21 protein-coding genes are annotated in these 22,210 nt (G+C 54.6%); 8 read left to right on the top strand and 13 right to left on the bottom strand.

Annotation, left to right across the window (positions count from 1 at the left end):
• Positions 1-100: 100 nt before the first annotated feature.
• The gene (locus T363_RS0101955) at positions 101-1,759 is read right to left on the bottom strand and encodes a ribonuclease J (protein ID WP_031472738.1); all 1,659 of its coding nucleotides are present in this window, start codon (positions 1,757-1,759) and stop codon (positions 101-103) included.
• Positions 1,760-2,441: 682 nt separating this feature from the next.
• Here T363_RS0101955 and T363_RS0101950 point away from each other — a divergent pair.
• The 3 genes from T363_RS0101950 to T363_RS0101940 all read left to right on the top strand — a co-directional run bounded on the left by T363_RS0101950 (position 2,442) and on the right by T363_RS0101940 (position 4,555).
• Positions 2,442-3,128: a 3D domain-containing protein gene (locus tag T363_RS0101950; RefSeq protein WP_051643029.1), complete on the top strand. Its 687-nt coding sequence runs from the start codon at positions 2,442-2,444 to the stop codon at positions 3,126-3,128.
• A 194-nt stretch (positions 3,129-3,322) separates the two neighbouring features.
• Positions 3,323-3,847: a transcription repressor NadR gene (locus tag T363_RS0101945; protein ID WP_031472733.1), complete on the top strand. Its 525-nt coding sequence runs from the start codon at positions 3,323-3,325 to the stop codon at positions 3,845-3,847.
• 30 nt (positions 3,848-3,877) lie between these two features.
• The gene (locus T363_RS0101940; protein ID WP_031472731.1) at positions 3,878-4,555 is read left to right on the top strand and encodes a hypothetical protein; all 678 of its coding nucleotides are present in this window, start codon (positions 3,878-3,880) and stop codon (positions 4,553-4,555) included.
• Positions 4,556-4,747: 192 nt separating this feature from the next.
• Here the strand turns inward: T363_RS0101940 and T363_RS0101935 are convergent, their stop codons facing one another.
• On the bottom strand, positions 4,748-5,122 hold the full coding sequence (locus tag T363_RS0101935; RefSeq protein ID WP_031472729.1) for a metallopeptidase family protein: 375 nt from the start codon (positions 5,120-5,122) through the stop codon (positions 4,748-4,750).
• A 147-nt stretch (positions 5,123-5,269) separates the two neighbouring features.
• Here T363_RS0101935 and T363_RS0101930 point away from each other — a divergent pair, with 147 nt between their 5' ends.
• Positions 5,270-5,824 (top strand): hypothetical protein, encoded by a 555-nt coding sequence (locus tag T363_RS0101930; RefSeq protein WP_031472727.1) that lies wholly within the window; start codon positions 5,270-5,272, stop codon positions 5,822-5,824.
• A 127-nt stretch (positions 5,825-5,951) separates the two neighbouring features.
• Here the strand turns inward: T363_RS0101930 and T363_RS0101925 are convergent, their stop codons facing one another.
• The 3 genes from T363_RS0101925 to murC form a co-directional block, all read right to left on the bottom strand.
• Entirely contained in the window at positions 5,952-6,596 is a 645-nt protein-coding gene (locus tag T363_RS0101925) for a hypothetical protein (protein ID WP_031472725.1), read from the bottom strand.
• 147 nt (positions 6,597-6,743) lie between these two features.
• Entirely contained in the window at positions 6,744-7,355 is a 612-nt protein-coding gene (locus T363_RS0101920; protein WP_031472723.1) for a cytidylate kinase-like family protein, read from the bottom strand.
• 197 nt (positions 7,356-7,552) lie between these two features.
• On the bottom strand, positions 7,553-8,923 hold the full coding sequence (gene murC / locus T363_RS0101915) for a UDP-N-acetylmuramate--L-alanine ligase (protein WP_031472721.1): 1,371 nt from the start codon (positions 8,921-8,923) through the stop codon (positions 7,553-7,555).
• A gap of 213 nt (positions 8,924-9,136) precedes the next feature.
• Between murC and T363_RS0101910 the strand changes: the two genes are divergently transcribed.
• On the top strand, positions 9,137-10,267 hold the full coding sequence (locus T363_RS0101910; protein WP_031472719.1) for an MGDG synthase family glycosyltransferase: 1,131 nt from the start codon (positions 9,137-9,139) through the stop codon (positions 10,265-10,267).
• Between the two features lie 113 nt (positions 10,268-10,380).
• On the opposite strand, the gene T363_RS14905 is transcribed toward T363_RS0101910, so the two are convergent.
• Positions 10,381-10,941 (bottom strand): TetR/AcrR family transcriptional regulator, encoded by a 561-nt coding sequence (locus T363_RS14905; RefSeq protein ID WP_051643028.1) that lies wholly within the window; start codon positions 10,939-10,941, stop codon positions 10,381-10,383.
• A 180-nt stretch (positions 10,942-11,121) separates the two neighbouring features.
• Here T363_RS14905 and T363_RS0101900 point away from each other — a divergent pair, with 180 nt between their 5' ends.
• Together T363_RS0101900 and T363_RS14900 are read left to right on the top strand one after the other, a co-directional pair.
• Entirely contained in the window at positions 11,122-13,419 is a 2,298-nt protein-coding gene (locus T363_RS0101900; RefSeq protein WP_051643027.1) for an efflux RND transporter permease subunit, read from the top strand.
• The gene (locus T363_RS14900; protein ID WP_051643026.1) at positions 13,406-15,511 is read left to right on the top strand and encodes a YhgE/Pip domain-containing protein; all 2,106 of its coding nucleotides are present in this window, start codon (positions 13,406-13,408) and stop codon (positions 15,509-15,511) included. The genes T363_RS0101900 and T363_RS14900 overlap by 14 nt, the downstream gene beginning before the upstream one ends.
• Before the next feature lie 58 nt (positions 15,512-15,569).
• Here T363_RS14900 and T363_RS0101890 read toward each other — a convergent pair whose 3' ends face one another.
• On the bottom strand, positions 15,570-17,369 hold the full coding sequence (locus T363_RS0101890) for a Na/Pi cotransporter family protein (RefSeq protein WP_031472711.1): 1,800 nt from the start codon (positions 17,367-17,369) through the stop codon (positions 15,570-15,572).
• 85 nt (positions 17,370-17,454) lie between these two features.
• Here T363_RS0101890 and T363_RS0101885 point away from each other — a divergent pair, with 85 nt between their 5' ends.
• Positions 17,455-18,162: a gamma-glutamyl-gamma-aminobutyrate hydrolase family protein gene (locus tag T363_RS0101885; RefSeq protein ID WP_078096871.1), complete on the top strand. Its 708-nt coding sequence runs from the start codon at positions 17,455-17,457 to the stop codon at positions 18,160-18,162.
• A 231-nt stretch (positions 18,163-18,393) separates the two neighbouring features.
• On the opposite strand, the gene T363_RS0101880 is transcribed toward T363_RS0101885, so the two are convergent.
• The 6 genes from T363_RS0101880 to T363_RS0101855 all read right to left on the bottom strand — a co-directional run bounded on the left by T363_RS0101880 (position 18,394) and on the right by T363_RS0101855 (position 21,670).
• The gene (locus T363_RS0101880; RefSeq protein ID WP_407919066.1) at positions 18,394-18,858 is read right to left on the bottom strand and encodes a TspO/MBR family protein; all 465 of its coding nucleotides are present in this window, start codon (positions 18,856-18,858) and stop codon (positions 18,394-18,396) included.
• A gap of 91 nt (positions 18,859-18,949) precedes the next feature.
• Positions 18,950-19,099: a hypothetical protein gene (locus T363_RS15935; protein WP_154658726.1), complete on the bottom strand. Its 150-nt coding sequence runs from the start codon at positions 19,097-19,099 to the stop codon at positions 18,950-18,952.
• Positions 19,100-19,101: 2 nt separating this feature from the next.
• A complete protein-coding gene (locus tag T363_RS0101870; RefSeq protein ID WP_031472705.1) occupies positions 19,102-19,767 on the bottom strand; it encodes an ABC-2 transporter permease in 666 nt (221 codons plus the stop codon).
• A gap of 12 nt (positions 19,768-19,779) precedes the next feature.
• Positions 19,780-20,445 (bottom strand): ABC-2 transporter permease, encoded by a 666-nt coding sequence (locus tag T363_RS0101865; RefSeq protein ID WP_031472703.1) that lies wholly within the window; start codon positions 20,443-20,445, stop codon positions 19,780-19,782.
• Positions 20,442-21,293 (bottom strand): ABC transporter ATP-binding protein, encoded by an 852-nt coding sequence (locus tag T363_RS0101860; RefSeq protein ID WP_031472701.1) that lies wholly within the window; start codon positions 21,291-21,293, stop codon positions 20,442-20,444. The genes T363_RS0101865 and T363_RS0101860 overlap by 4 nt, the downstream gene beginning before the upstream one ends.
• A complete protein-coding gene (locus T363_RS0101855; protein WP_031472699.1) occupies positions 21,293-21,670 on the bottom strand; it encodes a GntR family transcriptional regulator in 378 nt (125 codons plus the stop codon). Before T363_RS0101855 ends, T363_RS0101860 begins: the two co-directional genes overlap by 1 nt.
• Positions 21,671-22,210: the final 540 nt, after the last annotated feature.

The following is a 22,210-nucleotide window of genomic DNA, read 5'->3' as shown; positions in this document are numbered from 1 at the left end:
CAGATACCCGATGCATCGTCAAAGGATTTCCGGCCAATTCAGATACAGGCAAAAAGGCGGCTTCTGCACCATGGCAGAAGCCGCCCAAACCGTACGGTTTTCAGATTTCCATAATGATCGGCAGCACCATCGGGCTGCGCTTGGTCTTTTTGAACAGATAATCGCTTACATCGCCCTTGATTGCTGATTTGAGGCTGTTCCAATCGCGCAGATTTTCCACCGCACAGCGGTCGAGCGCCATCTGCGAGATCATACGCAGCTCCTCCATCAAGGCCTCGGCTTCCTTCACATAGACAAAGCCGCGGGATACAATATCCGGTCCGGCAATAACCACACCTGTGGTTGCATCCACGGTTACAACAACAACCAGCAAGCCGTCCTCGGACAAATGCTTGCGGTCGCGCAGCACTGCCGTGCCGACGTCACCGATCCCGAGACCATCCACCAACAGGCGGCCGGCAGGCACGGGATTGCCCAACCGCGCAGAATTCTCGCTGATCTCGACCGGACGGCCGATTTCCGTGACCAGAATATTTTTGGGATGCACACCCATCTCACGAGCCAGACCGGCATGCTGCATCAGCATACGGTATTCGCCGTGTACGGGGATAAAATACTTGGGACGTGCCAATCCGAGCATCATCTTCAAATCTTCCTGACAGGCGTGGCCGGATACATGGATCGCAGCAGAGCGGTCATAAATAACCTCGGCACCCTGCTTGTACAGCTCGTTCACCATATTATTGACCGACTTTTCGTTGCCCGGAATCGCGGAAGCCGCGATCAGGATGCGGTCACCGGCGCTGACCTCCACCTGCTTATGGCTGCCGTATGCCATACGGTACAGCGCCGACATGGTCTCGCCCTGCGACCCGGTGGACACAATAATCAGGCGGCTGCGGGGATACCGCTTGATCTCGGAAATGTCGATCATTACCTTTCCGGTATCCTGCAAATAGCCCAACTCTGTCGCAACCTTGGATATTTTCTCCATACTGCGGCCGCATACCGCCACCTTGCGCCCGGCCTTAGCCGCAATGTCCAAAATCTGCTGCAATCGGGATACATTGGAGGCAAACGTGGCAATAATGATGCGCTGATCGCTTTCCATAATGAACTTCTCCAGCGACTTGCCAACGATCTTCTCGCTCGGCGTATAGCCCGGCCGTTCCACGTTGGTCGAATCACTCATCAGAGCCAGAATACCCTTTTTGCCCAGCTCGCCGATGCGCACCAGATCGATCATTTCCCCCGAAACCGGCGTCAGGTCGATCTTGAAGTCACCCGTGTGCAGAATCGTACCCAGCGGCGTAGTGATGGCCAGCGCAACCGAATCCGCGATCGAATGGTTGGTGTGGATAAACTCCACCTTAAAGCATCCCAGTTTGATCGTATCTCCTGCGCGGACATGGTTGAGCCGAACCTTCTGCGGCATTTTATGCTCGGAAAGCTTGGTTTCGATGATCCCGCAGGTCAGCCGGGTGGCGTAAACCGGAGCATTGCACTCACGCAGCACATACGGGATCGCGCCGATATGATCCTCATGCCCATGGGTGATGACATAACCGCGCAGCTTGTTCAAGTTGCGCTTGAGATAAGTCGTATCCGGAATGACCAGATCAACGCCCAGCATATCGTCATCCGGGAAAGCCACACCGCAGTCGATCACGATGATATCACCGCCGTACTCGATTACGGTCATGTTTTTGCCGATCTCATTCAAACCGCCGAGCGGTATGATTTTCAGTTTTTCCTTCATAACAGTTTTATCACTTTCCTTTATCACTTCATATGGATATAAATAACGCGGGTCCCTCCCCCGCCTGCGTAAAGACAGACCTGCGATCCCGTTCGTCCGTCTTTCTCTACTATATAATATAGGATGCTCTGCAGTCCGGTTTCCGGCGGAAATGCCAGAATATCCCCACACAGGCTGCAAACACTTATTTATAGCATACCATATCATATCTCAGGTGTAAAGGCTTTTTTCCCGGAACCGCTGTGCCATGCGCACCCCCAAAGCGGCAGCGCACCGGTAGACCGGTGCAGCTTTTCCCCCGCCGCCCAGTTGCCGCGCCAAAGGGCTTGTGTTGTATTTTCCCCACTGCCTGCCTCTGATATTACCGCCGGCCTGCCGCTTTCCCCACTTCTGCGGACAAGCTCTGGTTTTGTAACCAAATTGTTCACACTCTTACGATTTGGTTACAAAATGTCCTTCTTTTTTTCGTGTGTCCATACAGAGTTTTCTGTTTTCCCAAAAAAGACTTGTATAACTTGAACAAAATTGTTCGAAAGTGTTTGACAAATCCACGCTTGTGAAGTATCATAGGTTACAGATCGGAAACAGATCGAGAACAAAACAGTAACAACACGAAAACAATTCGGTAACAACCGAGCCGCGACCCCGCGGGTTTTCACGACGATTTAGGAGTGTAACACAAATGTCTATTTCCCTGCGAAAGCATGCGTCCCGGCTGATTGCTGCGGCGCTCGCCGTCAGCGCGATGGCTTCGGTCAGCGCTGCCGCGCTGGAGCAGCCGGTAGCGGTGCTCTCTTCCAACCTGAATGCCTCCGTCGGCACGGTTCTCACTTCGGATGAGATCAATACCGCCGAGCAGGCGCTCTCCAAGGCCAAGGCAGAAGCCGAGGCACAAAAAAAGGCCAAGGCAGAAGCCGAGGCACAAAAAAAGGCCGAGGCTGCTGCTCAGGCACAGGCACAGGCTGCTGCCACTGCCAAGAAGGATGCTTACAATAAGCTGCTGAACGATCCGGTTACCGCCAAAACGGTTTCCTACTCCACCTCCCTTCTGGCTACCGAAGCGATCAAGAGCAATGCCAAATCGCTCGGCAATTACAAGCTGACCTTCTACTGCCCGTGCGCTGTTTGCAACGGCGCAGCCGATGCGAAAACCGCTTCGGGTACTACCCCGACCGAGGGCCGCACGATCGCAGTGGACTCCTCTGTCATTCCGCTGGGCAGCCGTGTTTATATCGAAGGCTACGGCGTATTCATCGCCGAGGATACCGGCGGAGCCATCAAGAGCAACAAGATCGATGTTCTGGTTTCTTCTCACAGCCGTGCCTACGATCTGGGTGTCAAGTACGCCAATATTTATCTGCTCGGCTAAGCTATCACCGCAACCAAAGAGCTATGCACCTATGCATAGCTCTTTTTGTTTTTCCGCCTTGTGCACAGCACTGCCGTAAAGTAGCAGAACCTCGCAGCCCAAACCCCGCCCGCTTCATCTATACGGTTCTATCACTTTCGCTTGCATAACCCCCCGGCTTTTGCTATGATAAGTGTACTAAGGAAGTGACTGCAATGAACGCTGCTGAACGGCGCACCAAAATCACCCATCTGCTAAGCGGCGCCACCGGGCCGGTCTCTGCCACTGTGCTGGCGGCACAGTGCGGCGTCAGCCGGCAGATCATCGTTGGCGACATTGCCCTGCTGCGTGCGGGCGGCCTGTCCGTGCTGGCCACACCACGCGGCTACGTGCTGGAAAGCCCTGCGGCTCCCACCTATGTGGAATGCCGTGTCGTCTGCCGGCACGATGACAGCCGCCTGCGGGACGAACTGTACACTGTGGTTGACCGCGGTGGCGCGTTGATCGATGTAACAGTCGAGCACCCGATCTACGGGCAGATCTGTGCGCCGCTGCATATCTTCTCCCGCTTTGATGCAGATGCCTTTTGTGAAAAGCTGTTGACCCCCGGCGCACGTCCCCTGTGCGAACTGACCGGCGGCATCCATCTGCATACCCTGCGCGCCCCCGATCGGGCCACGCTCGACCGTGTGACCGCCGGGCTGCACGAACAGGGCTTCCTGTTGGATGCCGACAAGTGAGCACACCGCCTGTACAGAGGAGGTGTCTTTATGAAACGCTTGGTTATCCCGCTCCTTCTGCTCCTTCTGCTGCTTCCGCTGTGCGCCTGTGCACCGGAATCCACAGTTCTTGAGCCGGTCCGTATCCAAACCGCAGCGTTCGATCCGGAAGAAGCCCGTGCGCTGATCGAACCGCTGCAGCGTCCCATGGCGGAAATCTCTGTGCGCGAGAGCGTCACGCAGGCGGAATATGCCGCCTATGCCGAGCAATGCCGACGGCTGTACAATGGCACAAGCTACGCGGACGAACCGCCGATCCATGTCTTTTTCCGCGGCGAGGAGATCGGTAATCCGGAAATCGATCCCATGGCACTCAACCCGGATCAGTTTTATCCTACCACATTTCATCAAGGAATTGATGTGACCACCGCGCAGACCGAAGCCGTCTTTTATGAAGAGCAGTATGCCGATTTGAACTATACCCGCTTGCGGGTCACCGTCGGCTATACCGGCAGCGACCCGCAGCTTGCCGGCTGGTCGCTCGACTGGATTCTGGAACAGCAGGAGGACGGTACATGGCTGTTTTCGGGCTGTGATGGACAAGCGAACTTTATGAACGATGTTTCGGTCGATCCACATTATCCCGAGCCGGAATACCAACCGGAACGGCCGTTTTGCCCCACCTATCTGCCCATGAAGCCCAGCTGGCAAAGCGCCACAGCCCCATAACACCACCCGCCGCGCCGATTTCATACACAGCACAGGCACAATCTTATGCTTTTTACAGCATGGATACAAAAAAGTCAGGCCATATGCCTGACTTTTTTCATTGCACCACCGCGCAAAAGCAACTCCCCCATTCGTGCGCGGCAGGAGCAGGGCACAGCATCTCGGAAACGCATATTTCAGCACGCTGCGCTTTTATTCTGTCTGCCGCGCACGGTAGGCGGCAATCTGCGCCTCATCCCATGCCTCCAGATCGCGCACCCCGGCGCGTCCTTCCATATGATGACGAAACTCATGCCGCAGCACGCGGCGCATTTCTTCGGTCAGCGCCGCTTCCTCCAAATGGCCGAACACGCGGTGGAACGAACCGTAATACATCACGATATATTTTCCCATGGCCGGATCGATGCGGTACTCCCCCATAATATACAGATCCCCGTGCGCATCCGCCGGGTGCAACGGCCGTCGGGGATCGACCACAATACCGCCGTTGAGCTGCTCATAAAAATCCGTTGGAAGCTCCTCTGCCAGCACTTCCAGTATTTCCGAAAAACGATCGATCGAGATCATCCGTCATCCTCCTTTTGTTTTTACACTATATCACAAAAAATCCCGCTGAACAATCCCGGCTTTTATTTAACATATGTCTTGACACCTATCGCAAACAGCAGTATACTGTTGACTGTTCACAAAAGATCGGAAAGGATTTTGAAAATTATGACAAAGAATAAGCATTTGTATCATCTGGCGCTGGCCGGCGTGCTGTGTGCGATCGGCATTGTTGTGCCGATGTTCATGCCCAAAATCGTACTTGGGCCGATGTCCTTTACACTGGCCAGCCACGTGGCGATTTTCCTCGCCATGTTCATCTCGCCCGCTGTTGCGGTTGCCGTCTGCATCGGCACAACTGTCGGCTTCTTCGTAACCACGCCGATCATCATTGCGCTGCGCGCGGCTTCCCACGTTGTATTCGCCTTTCTCGGCGCGTGGTATCTGCGCCGTCACCCCGAAACCATTGAAAAACCGCTTTCCAGCATGGTATTCAATGTGGTAATTGCGCTGATCCATGCCGCGGCCGAGGTGCTCGTCGTCACGCCGTTCTTTGTTTCCGGTTCGCTGTTCTCTGCCGAGCAGCTGCAGAACGGCTTTTTCACCAGTGTTGTCCTGCTCGTCGGTCTGGGCACGGTCATCCACTCCATGATCGATTACACCATCTCGGTTTTGATCTGGAAGCCGGTCAGCCTTGCGGTGCAGCACACGCAGAAGGTCTGATCCAATCTTCCCTGCAAGCGGAAGCAAGCTTGCTATAAAACATACATACAAAAGCCTGTTGCAGAAGCTTCTGCAACAGGCTTTTTCTTCTCTGTACGCCATACTACCGTTTTAGCCGCGCGCGGTTTTATCCCACCTGCGCACCGCCCCACTCTACCACCGTGAAGCCGATCCGTTCAAACGGCGGCAGCGCCTGCGGGCGGATCGTGACCGGCCGTGCAAGCGGCTTCCACGCCATGAACACGCGCAGCAGGCTATCTGGCTGCGGCTCGATCGCCAGCTTTGCCGTGTCTGTATATGCCTCCCCTTGGAACGCGATCAGATTATAGGTGTTTTCCTGCATTTTGGGCAGCCAGTACACGATAAATTCGTTATACTCACGGGGCGTCAAGCCAAGCTGCGCCAGCGTCTGCCGCAAAAATGCCGCCGTATCCTCCCCCGCTACACAAAAGCCCTCGGTGAAATCATACGTGGTATCCGATACCCCTTCCCAGAACAGGTAGGAGTATTCGTTCCCCTGCGCGTCAAACAGGGTTCCGTCCGGGCAGGCGGTCACGTTCCAGCCGTCCTCATACGCCGGCCAAGTGGCGGTCAGCCCGCCGTCGTAATACAGCTTAACGCTGACCTCGGTCTTTTCCTCCGGATACAGGTAGATAACCGGCTTGGCCTCATATCCAAGTTCCTCCGACACATTTCCCCTACAGCCCCGCAGACCCAGCCCCAGCAGCACCGCCGCCAAAACAGCCAGCAGCAGCCATCCCGCTTTTTTCATTTCGCTCCCTCCTGTTCTGTCCTCCTATGTCAGCGAAGTTCCCTTTATGATACAGACGTGCCGAACGGCAAAAGGTTCCCGTATACGCGCGAAGCCGCGTCAGTCTGACGCGGCTTCGCTCCTCTCTCTTTTCCTCTTCCGGAGGGCTTACTTCTTCAGACGGTTGACATACTCCAAAATGATATCCGTCGAATACTCCACACCCAAACGGCCTGCATTGATGCATAAATCATAGTGATCGCACTTGCCCCATACCTTACCGGTATAGTAGTTATAATAAGTAGAACGCTGCTTATCCATTTTCTCCAGCGCAGCCTCCGGGGTCTTGCCTTCGATCTCATAATCCCCGCAGGTCTGGATCCGCTTCACACGGTCCTCAATCGAGCCATGGATAAAAAAGTCAAACTTATTGGGGAAATCCCGCAGCACGTGATCCGCACAACGGCCGACGATCACACAGGAGGAATCCTCTGCCATCTCACGGATGATGTTGGCCTGCGCCAGATAGAGCTGGTCGGTCAGGCTCATGCCGTTCAGGCCGACCGAACCAAACATGGTCAGCGAATACAAAAAACTGTTGGTCGCACGCTTATCGAGCTGTTCGAACAGTTTTTCGTCAAATCCGGTCTTTTTTGCCGCACGTGTGATGAGTTCACGGTCATAGAACGGAATGCCAAGGCGGAGCGCGAGTTTCTGGCCGATCTCCCGGCCTCCGGTACCGTATTCACGACCAATGGTGATAATCAGATTGTTATTCATAACGCACCCTCCTTACCAATTTGATTATACAAATTGTACAATTTACTGTATGTTCAGTATGCACCATTTTATAATTTTTGTCAAGCGCATTTAAGGAAAAATTTGAATGGTTTGAAAAGCAACCGATAAATCCGCAGCAAGCAAAAAGCACCGGCGGACAGTGCGACTGTCCGCCGGTGCATCAGCTGCAAACACGCTCACCGAACCAGCATCGGCCCGACTTCGTTGATATTCCCCGCACCCATCGTAAGCACCAGATCATTCGGCCCGGCTTCGGCGCGCAGGTGCGCTGCGATCTCCGCAAAGCTGTCCAGCGCAACCGCCCCGGGCACCTCCGCCGCCAGATCATGCGAGGAGATCCCCACGGTATTCTGCTCACGCGCCGCGTAAATCGGCGCAAGCACCGCGTGGTCGCACATTGAAAGCGCCTCGACAAACTCCCCGAACAGCGCCTTGGTACGTGTGTAGGTATGCGGCTGGAACGCGCACAGAACCCGGTCAAACCGCATCTCCTTCGCGGTGGAAAGCGTTGCCTTCATCTCGCTCGGATGGTGGGCGTAATCATCCACCACCGTAGCGCCGTTCGGCATCTTACCGACCAACTGAAACCGGCGGGACGAGCCGGTAAACCGGTTCAAGCCCCGCTCCGCCGCATCCCCCGGCACACCGAGGAACTCCGCTGCTGCGCAGCAGGCCAGCGCATTGAGCATATTATGCCGCCCGGGCACAGAAAGCGCGACCTTCGCGTATTCCTTTCCCTCCACCAGCACAGTAAACCGGTAATAGCCGTTTTCATCCCGAATACCGGCAGCACATACATCCGCCCCCGGTTCCAGCCCAAACGTGCGCACGCGGCGATCCAGCCCTTCCACGCAGCGCATGGCGTTGCGGTCGTCTCCGTTCACCACAACCAGACCGTTCATCGGCGTCAGCTCCACAAACGAGCGGAAGGAGTGCACAATATCATTGATATCCTTGAAAAAGTCCAGATGATCCTCTTCCACATTGAGCACTACGGCCACCGTCGGCGCAAAACTGAGGAACGAGTTGCAGTATTCGCAGCTTTCCGCCACAAAGCAGCCCTTGCCGCCGATCCGCAGCGTGCCGCCGATCGCGGGCAGGTTGCTGCCGACCATGACCGTCGGATCCAGCTGTGCCTCCATGGTCATCAGCGTCATCATCGAGGTCGAGGTCGTTTTGCCGTGCGTACCGGCCAGACACACCACGTTATCATAATCGCGCATCAGATGGCCCCACGCCTCCGCGCGCTCCATCACCGGAATGCCGCACGCATGTGCACGGGCGATCTCCGGGTTATCATCATGCACGGCAGCCGTGCGCACGATCAGCGCCGCACCTTCGACGTTTTCCGCCTTGTGCTCATAGGTGATCTGCGCGCCCATGGCCTCAAGGCGGGCCGTTACATCCGTGCGCAGACGATCCGATCCGCTGACGGGTACGCCGCGGCTGAGCAACAGCTCGGCCAGCGAATTCATGGATACACCGCCGATGCCGATCAGATGGATTTTTTCTTTATTCTCAATATATGGTTTGATAGACAGGGCCATTCTGCAAACCCCTCCTGTTTCTGCTGTGTTTTCACATGCTTGTCTTTACTTGGTATATTATAGTACAAACCCACCCAAATTAAAATAGTCAAACAGACAAAATTCCGCAGGCAGAAGAAAAAACAAGTTCTCCCCTGCACCATCCCGCACAGGACATTTGCATTTTCCCGGCATCTGCGGTAAAATAATGCTTATATAAAGAGAGGTACCGGTATGAGAGTATTGATTCTATCTGTAACGGCGGGCTATGGACACCATGCCACCGCCAAAGCGATTGGGGATATGCTGAAAAGCAAGGGCGCGGAAGTACACACCCTGGATGTATACGCCTATATCAGCAACCTGATCAAAACCACGATCGACAAGGGCTATCTGTTCTCCTCCAAGCATATGCAGACCCTATACCGGCTGGTCTATCAGCTTGCGGAGAACAACGGCGCCAGCTATTTTTCCAGCGGCCCGGGCATCATCAACATCATCAATGCGCTCGGCGCATCCAAATTTGCCAAAGTGCTGCAGGGCTACACGCCGGATGTCATCCTGTGCACCCATGTGTTTGCCGCCCAAATGGTGGACGAACTCAAAAAGCGCAAAAAGCTGTCGGATATCAAAACCATCGGCATTGTAACCGACTACACCCTGCACCCTTATTGGGAAGATGTGCCCCGTGTGCAGTACATCGTTACCGCCAGCGAGCTGCTCACCTTCCGCTGCGTCCGCCGCGGCATACCGGAAGAGCGGCTGCTGCCGTTCGGCATCCCGGTGCACCCCAAATTCAACCAGCCGCTTGCGCGCGAACAGGCCGCGGCGCAGCTTGGCATCGATCCCTCCATGCGCACGCTGCTGCTGATGGGCGGCAGCATGGGCTATGCCGACCATTTGAAAATGGTAGAATGTCTGACGCAGATCGGCTTCCCGCTGCAGCTTTTGGTGGTATGCGGCAACAATCATAAAATGCAGACGCGGATCGAACAGTTCGTTGCCTCCTATCAGGGAAACTGCATTGTCCGCCCTTATGGCTTTGTGCATAATGTTGAGGTGATGATGAGCGCGTCCGACTGTATTGTTTCCAAACCCGGCGGACTGACCGTTTCCGAAGCGCTGGCAAAAAACCTGCCCATGCTGTTGGTCGACCCCATCCCCGGTCACGAAGAACGCAACGTCGAGTTTTTGGTCAACAACGGCATGGCTGCACTGGTCACCAAACACTTCCCAATCGACGAAGCGGTATACGAATTGTTTGCCAACCCCACCCGCCTGCAAACCGTGCGGCAGACCATGAAAGCCGTCGCCCATCCGGATGCAACCGAACGGCTGGCGGACTTTGTCCTGCAATGGAAATAAGCCCATGGCCATACCGCCCTGATGCAAAAATACCGCACCACATTCTTCCGCAAGCTGTTGTTATGGAACCATCAAAAAGGTGCGCCGCTCCCAAAGGAGCGGCGCACCTTTATTTATTGCCCTGCCGCCGGCGCAATGATCGGCGCCAGCACTTTCGCCATCAATACAATCATCTCTGTTTTCGGAAGCGGCTGCGGTTCGGTAATCCATTTTTCCAGCATACCAACCACACCGGTCGCAACAAAACGCGCCACATATACATCTTCTACATTGCGCAGCGGCATATTTTCCAACCGGTATTCCTCCATTACACCGATCATTTTCTTGCCAAACCCTTTTCCGCCGCCAACCTTGACCAGTTCAACCACGATCTCCCGATTTTCCTCCAGATAATCCATCGCCCGCCGCAGCACCGGCTGCAATGTGGCTGTTTCACTCGGGCGCAGGTCGGCGATCATCGCGCGGAAATCCTGAATCATCTCGGTCTCGATCTGCTCCCGCAGGTCATAAACATCCCGATAATGCGCATAAAATGTCCCCCGGTTGATGTCCGCTTCCCGCACCACATCGGTCACCGTGATGCTTTGAAATGCCTTTTGCTGCATCAAGCGCGTCAGTGCCTGCCGCAGCAGTTTTTTTGTTCGCCGGATCCGCTTATCCTCCTGAACCGCCATAGTATCCCCTCCAACATTTTTCTGAAATACGGTTAAAATCGAACATATTTATTATTTGTGTTTGATTTTGTATATATTCACCGCATTTGACTATTGTGTATATTATCCTTATGTTTTATACTATATCACGAAAAGTAATCGTACACAATATCTATTTGTGAGAAAGTTGGTGTTTTCCTTGTGAAACTAAAAGGACACAGCGCAGTCGACCTGATCATTAACAAACGCAAAGTGATCGAAAAGATCTTTACCGTACTGGTCATCCTCAGCCTGATCTGCCTTCCGATGGTCGGTGTCAACTACGATTTGACCAAGTATCTGCCGGATTCCAGCCCCTCTGCCCAAGCACTGGATATCATGGAAAACGAGTTTACTTATCCCGGCATGGGACGCGTTATGCTGGAAGATGTGACCCTGTATGAAGCAAAAAGCATCAAAGACCGCATTGCCGATGTCCCCGGCGTGGATATGGTCATGTGGTGCGACACCACAACCAATATTTACGGCTCCAGCGAGTTTATCGACTATGCGAACATCGAGGACTATTACAAAGACGGCAGCGCCTATATGGACGTTATCTTTTTGGAAAAGGACTCCTCCCCCCGCACACATAAAGCCGTGCGCGAGATCGAGCAGCTCGTCGGCGACCGCGGTTTGGTCGCCGGTTCCGCCGTTTCAGATACCAACCTTGGCCCAACGATCAATGCCGAAGTTGCCCGCGTGATGGTGCTGGCTGTAATCATCATTTTTTTAATTTTAACGATCACAACGACCTCATGGTTCGAACCCGTGTTGTTTCTGTCGGTTTTGGGCATCGCCATCATCATCAACATGGGTTCCAACATTATTTTCGGCGAAATCTCCTTTTTATCCAACGCCGTCGGCGCAGTACTGCAGCTCGCCTGTTCTATGGATTATTCCATTTTTCTGCTGCATGCCTTCTCTGAGGAAAAGGCCAACGGCGTGCAGCCCGAGCAGGCTATGGCCAACGCACTGCGTTCTGCATTTTCATCAATCAGTGCTTCCGGCGCCACCACCATTGTCGGCTTTCTGGCGCTTGCACTGATGGAATTCGGCATCGGCCCGGACATGGGCTTTGTACTGGCCAAGGGCATCGCGCTCAGCCTGCTCACGGTATTGCTGCTGATGCCGGCGCTGATTCTGCGCTTTCAGGATGTGGTTGCCAAAACACGCCACCGTTCCTTCATCCCGACCAATCTGCGCAGCTTCGGCGAATTTACATACAAACTGCGCAAGCCTGTGCTTATCGCGGTCATGATCCTCATCATCCCTTGCTATGTGGCGCAGGGGATGGCAGACTTTACCTATGGCAACGAAGCCGTTGCCAACTCACCCGGCACACCGGTATATGATGCGGAACAGCAGATGAACGCAAAATTCGGACAAAGCAACATGATGCTGGCGCTCGTTCCGCTCAACGGCAACGTGACTGAAAAAGCCATGAGTGAGGAACTGGAATCCCTGCCTTATGTGCGCTACGCCATGGGGCTGGCCGGTGTGCTGCCGGACGGCATTCCAGAAGATTTTCTGCCAGAAAGCATCACCGGCATGCTGCATTCAGAACACTGGGCACGAATTATCCTAAACGTCCGCTCTGCCGGTGAAAGCGCAGACGCCTTCCGGTACGCCGATGAAATCCGCGCGATCATCAACCGGTACTATCCGGATGAGCAGACCTATCTGGTCGGCGTTACTCCCTCTACGCAGGATATCAAGGATATCATCGTACCGGATAACGCCCGCGTCAATCTGATATCCCTGCTGGGCGTTGCACTGGTGGTTGCACTGACCTATAAATCCGCATTCCTGCCGCTGGTCGTCCTGATTCCGATCGAGTGCGCAGTGTTCATCAATACGGCCCTGCCGTATATTTACGGCCAGCGCACCATGTTTTTGGGCTTTATCATCGTCAGCTGTATTCAGCTTGGCGCAACGATCGACTATTCCATCCTGCTGACCGGCAATTATCTGGACGCCCGCTCACAGGGGGATAAAAAAGAGTCTGCGATCCGTGCTGTCACCGTCAGCGCAGAATCCATTCTGACCTCCGGTCTGATCCTGATGACGGTTGCCTACGGTCTGTTCTTCATGACATCGGTCGAAGCGATCTCCGCATTGGGACAACTGATTGGACGCGGCGCACTGATCTCGCTGCTGCTCGTCCTGTTCCTGCTGCCCTGCTGTCTGATGATTTTTGATAAGTGGATCGTCAAGCCGGATTATGCACAAAAGAAGCATGCCAAGATGAACCGTATCCGCGCAACCAAGCTCAAGCTGCCTACCTTGAGCGAACTGCACCAGCAGCGTCTGCTGCTGCATGAGCAGATCCAAGCCAACCGGCGCGCACGGCACCGTGCACAGCTCGAACATCTGCAAAAGCTGCTGCACCGGAAAAATGCCGCACCGGACGCGGATACCGCCAAGGAAGAGGAGGAGCATCACGATGAAAACAACTAATCTGCGCCGCATCACCGCCGCGGCGCTTGCAGCGGCATTTATCCTGCCGCAAACCGCGCAGGCTGCCGCACCGACGGTGGAAACCGATGAGGCTGTTTATATCAATCTGGACTACTATGGCCTGCCGGAAGCCACCCGCATCGTCAAGGGTGTCAGCCTAAACGGACACGATACCTTTACCGACTACGGCAGCTACGCCGACGTATACAATATGTCCACCGCCGACCAGCCGGAACGGGCCGAAGGGGCGGTATCATGGACCTTGGACGGCAGCGCGATGCAGCGCTTCTACTACGAATGTATCCCCAGCGCGGATACCGATATCCAGCTTCCGTGGAACTTTGATGTATCCTACAAGCTGAACGGCGTACCGGTCGAAGCAGAAAAATGCGCCGGGGCGGACGGATTGATCGAAATGACCATCCACGCCACCCCAAATGCCAACGCCAGCACCTATTATAAAAACAATATGACCCTGCTTTGCGCAACCGGCATCGATATGAGCAAGGCGCTCTCCATTGATGCACCGGGCGCACAGGTGCAGTCCATGGGCACGTATAAAATCGTGGTTTTCATGGGTCTGCCGGGCGAAGAAAACACTTTTACTGTGCGTATCGGCTCGCATAACTTTGAAAGCATGGGACTGATCATGTTCATGGCGCCGGCTACCCTTTCCTCACTCGATATCCTTTCGGATATGCGGGATATCAAGGATCGGATCGGCGATTCCGGCGACAGCCTGTATGAAGGACTGAACAGTATGCTGCAAACCATGCAGTCCATGCAGGGTGGGCTGAGCGCACTGTCCGGCGGACTGTCCGGCATCAACGAAGTGCGCAAGCAGCTCATTGCTGACCGCGGCAAGCTAGACCCGCAGACCGATGCAGCCCTGCAGGCTTTGGAGGATCTCGCCGGACAGTCGGATTCGCTGATCCCCGAGCTAAACTCGATGAAAACCACGCTCACTTCACTCAATGCCACCGTCAACAGTATGCTGGGCACGTTGGAGGAATCCACCACGGATGTGACCGACTATCAAAAGCTGTTAAAAAATATACAAACCTCACTGGATAACCTAAATGACCTGCTGGATGATCTGGATGATGCTACCGGTTCGGAATGGATCTATCTTTCCCAACTGCAGCGCGCAGCCGAAGAACTGCGCCGTGATATCCTAAAGCTGAAAACCGAACTGAGCCGTATGCGCGACCGGCTGGATGAAACCCAAAAGCAGATCGACATACTGACATACTTAGTCAATGATTCTTCGCTGAACGATTCTGTGCGCACGCTTTTAAGCGAAATGCTGACCAATGCGCAGGCCAATCTTTCTCACACGGAAAAACTGGTCAAGGCGCTGGAAGACGCACTGGGCAGTTTGGACAGTATGCTCGGTTCCACCAACTCCCTGTTGGATGAACTGGATGATATTCTGGATGTGATCGATGACTATCAAGGCCTGCCGCAGGATATCATTGGTGACGGCAAGCAGCTCACCATACTGGCTGACCGCACGCTGGAGCGTATCCACAAGCTGCTGGCGGATATCCCCGCGCTGACCGCCGCCCTCAACCAGATAACAGCCGATGCCACCTCGGCTGCAGACAAAAGCGCAGCGCTTCTGACTTCGCTCGGCAAAACCCTGTCCGCTTCCAACGACCTGCTGAAAACCGCCACAGATAATCTGCGTGCTGTCCGCAGCCGTGCCGATGCCAGTGCACAGGCTTCACTCGACGGGCTGATCAGCGTGCTTGATAAAGCCGCCAAGTCAAACGGCTCGAGCAAGCTGGAAAACGCCAGCGATTCCATCCACAGTGCATTTGATGATGCTGAAAAGGATCTGGAAGAGGACACCAATCTGCTGAATCTGGATGCAGGCGCTGCACTGCAATCTGTAACCTCTTCCCAAAATCCCACACCTGCAAGCTTGCAGTTTATCCTGCGTACCCGCGAAATTTCGCCGGATACCGTGGATGACGCATCCTCCGATCAACCCGCCGAAGAAGCGGACGAGGGTGTGCTCACGCGCATCTTCAACGTATTCCGAGAGCTGTTCCGCGCAGTTTATGGGGTATTTGCATCAGACGAATAAAAATCTCCAAACAGCAAAGCGCCGTGTTCTGCCGAACACGGCGCTTGCATATGCTGTTTTATCCGATTGCCCCGTCAGGACTTTCAATCGCATTGATCTGCGTGACATATTTCTGCTGATAGAAGCGCAGCTTTTCCTTAAACTGCTCGGTATCCTTATACGCTTGCTTCGCATAAGCATGGGTATCAAACTCCTCTGCCCCTTCGCAAAGCTGAATCGTATAAATTGCAATATTCGAACAGTGGTCACTGATCTTCTCCAGATCGTGTACGATATCCAGGAAAGGGATACCGACCTGCATCGTGCATTCGCTGTTGCTGAGGCGGTCGATATGACGGCTCTTCAACCGCTCCTTCAGGGTGTCCACGACCTCTTCCAGCGGCTCCACGGTGCGCGCCACCGAAGCCGACCGGGTCACATATCCCTCCACCGTCAGGTTCAGAGCCTCGCCGACCGCTTCGCACATGGTGCGCAGCTCTTGTACAGCCGTCGGAGTGAAGCATAGCTCCGCCTGCCGGAATTCATCCATTCGGGTAAAGATATTCTGCGCATAATCACCGATCTTCTCAAAATCGGACAGCGAATGCATCATCTCTGCCGTCTGACGGCGCTGATCGACCGAACGGATGTTATGCACATTGGTCAGATAGCGCGCAATTTCAACCTCTGCACGATCCAAAAAGCTCTCCTGCTCCCGGAATATTTCTTCGTTCGGCACTGCATTGCTGAACAGCGGATCGGTCGCCAAATGGAAGTTCTGCTTGGCCGCCTCACCCATATCTGCAATGCAGCGCTGCGCCTGCTCCAACGCCAGAGAAGGCGTGGTCAGGAAACGCGGCTCCAGCTTGGAAAGCGGATCCTCCTGCACATCGCCGGAAGGCACACTCCAAGCAGCCAGTTTGACAAGCAGACCGGTAAACGGCAGGAACAGCAGGGTGCAGGTCACGTTGAACAATGTATGGAAATTTGCAATTCCACCCTTATCAATCGCCGCATCCCAGAATGGGAAACCGACCGTGTACTGAATCGCATAGGTGCCGACCAAAAATACGATCGAACCGATCAGGTTGAAATAAAAGTGCACCATTGCCGTGCGGCGCGCATTTTTCGAGCCGCCGAGAGACGACAGGAAGGCCGTAATACAGGTACCAATATTCTGACCCAGAATAATTGGGATTGCCGCCGAATAAGTGATCGCACCGGTGGTGGACAGCGCCTGCAAAATACCAACCGACGCCGAAGAGGACTGAATGATCGCGGTGACCAGCGTACCGACCAGCACGCCCAGCACCGGATTGGATATTGCTGCAAAAAGCTGCGCAAACTGCGGCAGATCTGCCAGCGGGGCCACAGCCCCTTCCATCACGGACATGCCGATGAACAAAATACCAAAGCCCGAGAAAATATCCGCAATATCACGCGTGCGGCGTTTTTTCGCCAGCATCATAATGATGACACCCACCAGCACGATGACATATGCCAGATTTTTCGGCTTAAGCATCTGCATAAACAGATTTTCACTTACCGCAGCGCCGCCGTCCAGACGCAGGATCTGTGCGGTGATCGTAGTGCCGATGTTGGCGCCCAGAATCACACCGACCGACTGCCGCAGCGTCATGATGCCGGCGTTTACAAAACCGACGACCATAACCGTTGTTGCAGACGAGGACTGGATCACCATGGTGACCACCATACCCATCAGCAGCGCCTTGAACACATTGCCGGTCATCTTTTCCAGCGTTTTCTCCAGTTTGGAGCCGGCTGCACGCTCCAAACCCTTCCCCATTGTCGTCATGCCGTAAATGAACAACGCCAAACCGCCGATCAACTGCACAACGGACAACATATCAAATCCCATATGCTTCCTCCGTTTCGCATACTTTTTCTCTATTTTTTCGCATTTCCATACATTTTAAGTATACCGACTACATCTGTGGCTGTCAATGACAAAACCTACAGAAAGCAATAAGGAAGGTGTTAAGAAAATGTACGATCCCGTGATTTTGATTTCCACCGGCCGGATTCCCGGCGCACGTTCCGTCCAACGGCAGCAATCCGAACTGTATGGGCAATGCCTTGCCGCCGCCGGCGGACTTGGCGTACTGTACAGCAGCGGCGACCCCAATGCTGCCGCTGCCCGGTGTGATGGCCTGCTGCTGTCCGGCGGCGGCGACCTGCATCCCAGCCGGCTCGGCAGCGCTGCGGCAGAAAACCAGTGCCGTTCGGTCGATCCGGTACGTGATGCAGAAGAAGCCGCCCTGTTTGAAGCCTTTTACCGGCGCGGCAAGCCGATATTCGGTATCTGTCGGGGGATGCAGGCGATCAATATTTTTATGGGCGGTTCTCTGCGCACGCACATCGAAGGGCATAGCGACTGCTGCCACACCTTGCGTTTTCCTATCCCGTCCGCCATGCCGCTGCGCACCGCCCGGGCAGTCAACAGCTATCATCATCAGGCAGTCGATCGGGTCGCGTCATCACTCTGCGCGGCAGCCTGCGCACCGGATGGGGTCATCGAAGCCATTTTTCATCCCCGCGTCCCCATTCTCGGCGTACAGTGGCATCCCGAACGCATGGTGCCGCCGTTTTGCGAGGATGTGTCCGGTGAAAACCATACACCGTTGTTTTCATGGCTGTGCGAGCACTGCTGACATCCCGACCAGCCGCAGGCAGACGTATATCTGCCGGAACAGTTGCGCAAGCTGTTTTTCAGCAACCTGCATGAAAAATGCTGCACGAAGCCCACGTTCCTTCCGAGATGCGCTTCATCGAACCCCAACCACGCATCTCCGCCTTGCGGCAATCCAATAAAAAAGTCAGGCTCCCTGCCTGACTTTTTTGCGCTGCCTCTATGATGGATTGCGCTGCGGCACGGATCGTGTTTAGCCGTTCAGCAGCCATATCCCAATGTTCAAATAACCTGCAAATATCAGCCACAGCACATAAGGCGCCAACAGAATTGCCGCTGTGCGGCAAATACGCGCGAACATAGCCGCTGTCACCAGTACAAGCGCCAGCAGCAAAAGCAGCCATAAAAACGCCGTTCCATAGGCCCCGGCCCGAAAAAACAGCAGCGGCCAAAAAAAATTGACCGCCAACTGCACGCCGTACAGCGTCAGCGCGCGTTTTTTCGCCGCCTGCGGCGCGTCCGACTTCCGCACCAGCCAGCTTGCAGTTCCCATTAAAAGATACAGCACTGTCCACACCACCGGGAACAGCCACCCCGGCGGCGACAGCGGCGGCTGCTTCAGCGCAGCGAACTGCTCCATGCTGCCCATCGTTAGCCACGCAGCCAGTCCTCCTACGGCCAGCGGAAGCAGCACGCTGAACAAACAAGCCTTTCGCAAGCACATCCCTCCCCTTTTGGTTCAGGATATGGTACGCCGCTGCATTTTATGCACCGCATTCATGGCATTTTTCGATGTCTTTCACATCCCCTTACAGCAGTCCGAGCAGCAGCATTCCCTCCACGGACAGCATATTTTCCGGTGTTTCTCCCGGCTGCAGCTCACGCAGGTGTGCCCCACAATCCGGACAGGTGTCATCCTCCGTATCAAATGCCTTATCGCAGTATTCGCAGTATTTCATACTCACAGCTCCTTTTTTTGATAAACCTGCACGCTGATCCGCCAGCACAGGGCATATATCAGCACCGCAATCCCCAGCGCGATCATCGCACGGAGCAGCCCTCCCGTCACATTCCAAGCCTTCAACGCGGTAAGCAGCGGCTGCAGGCTGATCCCCAGCCGTTCACACCCTATGTACAGCAACGTACACGCCAGCATCGGCACCCAGATCAATCCCATCACCAGATACGCCGCTTTACGTATCCCCCACCGGAACGCCGCCGCCATCTGCACGCCGTTCAGCAGCATCGCAACCGCCGCACAAGCCAGCAGCTCCGCCAGATGATCTGCCAGTTCCGGTGTTCCGTCGGTCAGAACAGCGTGCACCAGCACAAACGCCGCTCCCACAGCTGCCAGCACAGCATGGATCAGCACAGCCATTACAAACCGGCTGTTGACCACATCGGCCCGTGTGACCGGCAGCGACAGACTGAGACGGTTCCAGCCGGTCGATTCCTCCACGGAAAAGGCCGTATTGGGAAACAGATAGCCCATTACAACCAGGGAAACGCAAAAGAATATCGGTTCCCCAATCGCCAGCGCCCACGCCAGAAAAGCCGCCGGCGTGAGCAGCATCACGCGGAGCGAGCCGCGCAGGTTTATCCAGTCCGCATAAAAAATCGCTCTCATCGCGCGCTCCTTTCAAAGCTCGGTTTTCTGGTAGATATGCACGCTGATCCGGTAGCAAATCACATATACAGCCACGCCCAAAACCACCATGCCGAGCAGAAAGAAGCCTGCATGGTGCGAAAGCAAATCGGACAGCCACGCCAACGCCGCCTGCATTTTATCACCGATCCCTGCCACGCGCGAAAGCAGCACCCCCGCAATAATCGGTATAAAAATGCACCCCATCATAATATATCTGCTCTTTTCAATGCCGAATTTGAACGCGATCAGCATCATCAGTCCCATCATCGCCAGCGCCGCCGCCTCGCTGCCCAACAACCCGGCCGCCATTTCGGCTATCTGTTCCGTTGTATGCGGGTTCAGCAGCCCGTACACCAGCATCAGCCCGCCGCTTACCGCCAGCAACCCCAGATTGACTATCGCACCGACCGCGAATTTACTCGCCACCACATCGCGCCGCGTGACCGGCAGCGCCAGACTGAGCCGATCCCAATCCACCGAGCGATCCGCTGAAAACAGCGTGGTCGGCGTGATAATGCTGAGCACCGTAACGATCAGGTTGAAGAACAGCGGCCCATTCCACAGCATAGCGGTTGCAGTATAGATCACAATCACAAACAACAGCGACCGCAGGGACTGCCGAAAGGTCATCCAGTCCGCATAGATCATCACTTTCATTGGTTACACTCCCCTCTCGTCAGCAGCAGCATGATCTGCTCGATATTCACCGGCTCCACCGCCCAGCCCTGCGGAATACCATCCCGCCGCACCAGCGCCTCGCAGCCGAATGCACCGGCACGCTTGGCGCGGACTGCCGCAGGGTCAAGGGAGGCAAGCTGATCCGCTGTGCAGCGCAGCAGCCCGTAGGTATCAAGCAAGGCATCGCGCGGCTCGCTCAGCAGCACGCTTCCCTGATGGATAAACGTGATATAATCTGCAATTTTATCCAAATCACTGGTGATATGGCTGGACAGCAGGATCGCGTGGCTTTCCTCCTGCATGAACTCATAAAACAGATCGAGCACTTCGTCGCGCACCACCGGATCCAGCCCGCTGGTCGGCTCATCCATAATGAGCAGCTCCGCCCCATGCGACAGCGCCGCGGCGATCGACACCTTCATCCGCATCCCCTTGGAATAGTCCTTGATTTTTTTATCCAAATCAATGCCAAACCTTCTCATGCAGCCGAAAAACTGCTCAGGCTGCCACCCCCGATAGGCCTTTCCCATCAGCACATTAACCTGCCGGGCAGAAAGCGTATTCAAAAAGCAGCCATCCTCCAGCACCACACCGATCCGTTCCTTAACCGCGCGCTCCTCCTGCCGGCTGTCCATCCCCAGCACGCGGATGCTGCCCGCGTCCTGCCGGATCAATCCCAAAATCGCTTTGATCGTCGTGGTTTTGCCCGCGCCGTTTTCCCCGATAAATCCCATTACACTGCCGCGGGGCAGCGTGATGTCCACATCCCGCAGGTCAAAACCATCGTATTGCTTGCAAAGCCCGCGAATTTCCAATGCATATTCCATTATAGTTCCTCCTCAAACAGGGTCTGTGCAATCTCCAAAAACTCCTTGCACTCCAATCCGCCCAATCGGGCTGCACGCACCGCACTGGTCAAGTGCTCCTCTACTGCGCGCAGCTGCTCCTCCCGCAGCAATTCGATGCCGACCGGCGCCACAAAGCTGCCGCGTCCGGTCTGTGTAATCAAAAAGCCTTCACGCTCCAGCTCCTCATAAGCGCGTTTGGTCGTGATCACGCTGATGCGCAGTTCCTTGGCCAACAAGCGCATTGAGGGCAGCGCTTCGCCGGGCTGCAATTCCCCACCGACGATCTTGCTCTTGATCTGCCGGACGATCTGCTCATAGATCGGTGTCCCGTCAACGTTGGACAGGATGATCTCCATAGGTCCCGCCCCCTTCTTTTTGTATATACTCATTATATACAATATGGACACTATGTCAAGCGTCATTTTCAACTTATTTTTGTTTGATATGACGAAAACTTTTATCTTGTATTTCAACATTTTTCGCGCTATACTTTAGATAATAAAGATGCGTTCTCGAGAACGCACATCAAATTTATAATTTAATATTTTGTTTGCATTTCACTTAAACCTTCTCTTTTCCTGTTACTATATAGTTGCCTCGGAAATGTGGTAGCCAGCTACGAGCCGAGACATCTCGTTGCCTAAGCTGTTAGAATAGGAAGGTAATGGTCTGACCTTCTCGTCCAAGGGCTTGTACGTCCGTGCGAAAGTCAGTCAGCCATCCTCCTATTCGCAGTGTTCGATTTGTGCAGGTAGAGCCGCGTGTTCGTGTCACCAAACAGATAGAATCGGCAATGGGTAGAATGGCTTTGTCCATTGCAATTTCTTTTTAGGAGTGAAGAACATGAACGCAGCAGGTATCGATGTTTCCAGCAGAAAGAGTACGGTCGCTGTCCT

Source organism: Agathobaculum desmolans ATCC 43058 (genome assembly GCF_000701665.1).
GTDB lineage: Bacteria > Bacillota > Clostridia > Oscillospirales > Butyricicoccaceae > Agathobaculum > Agathobaculum desmolans.
This window is presented reverse-complemented; position numbering and strand designations above follow the sequence as displayed.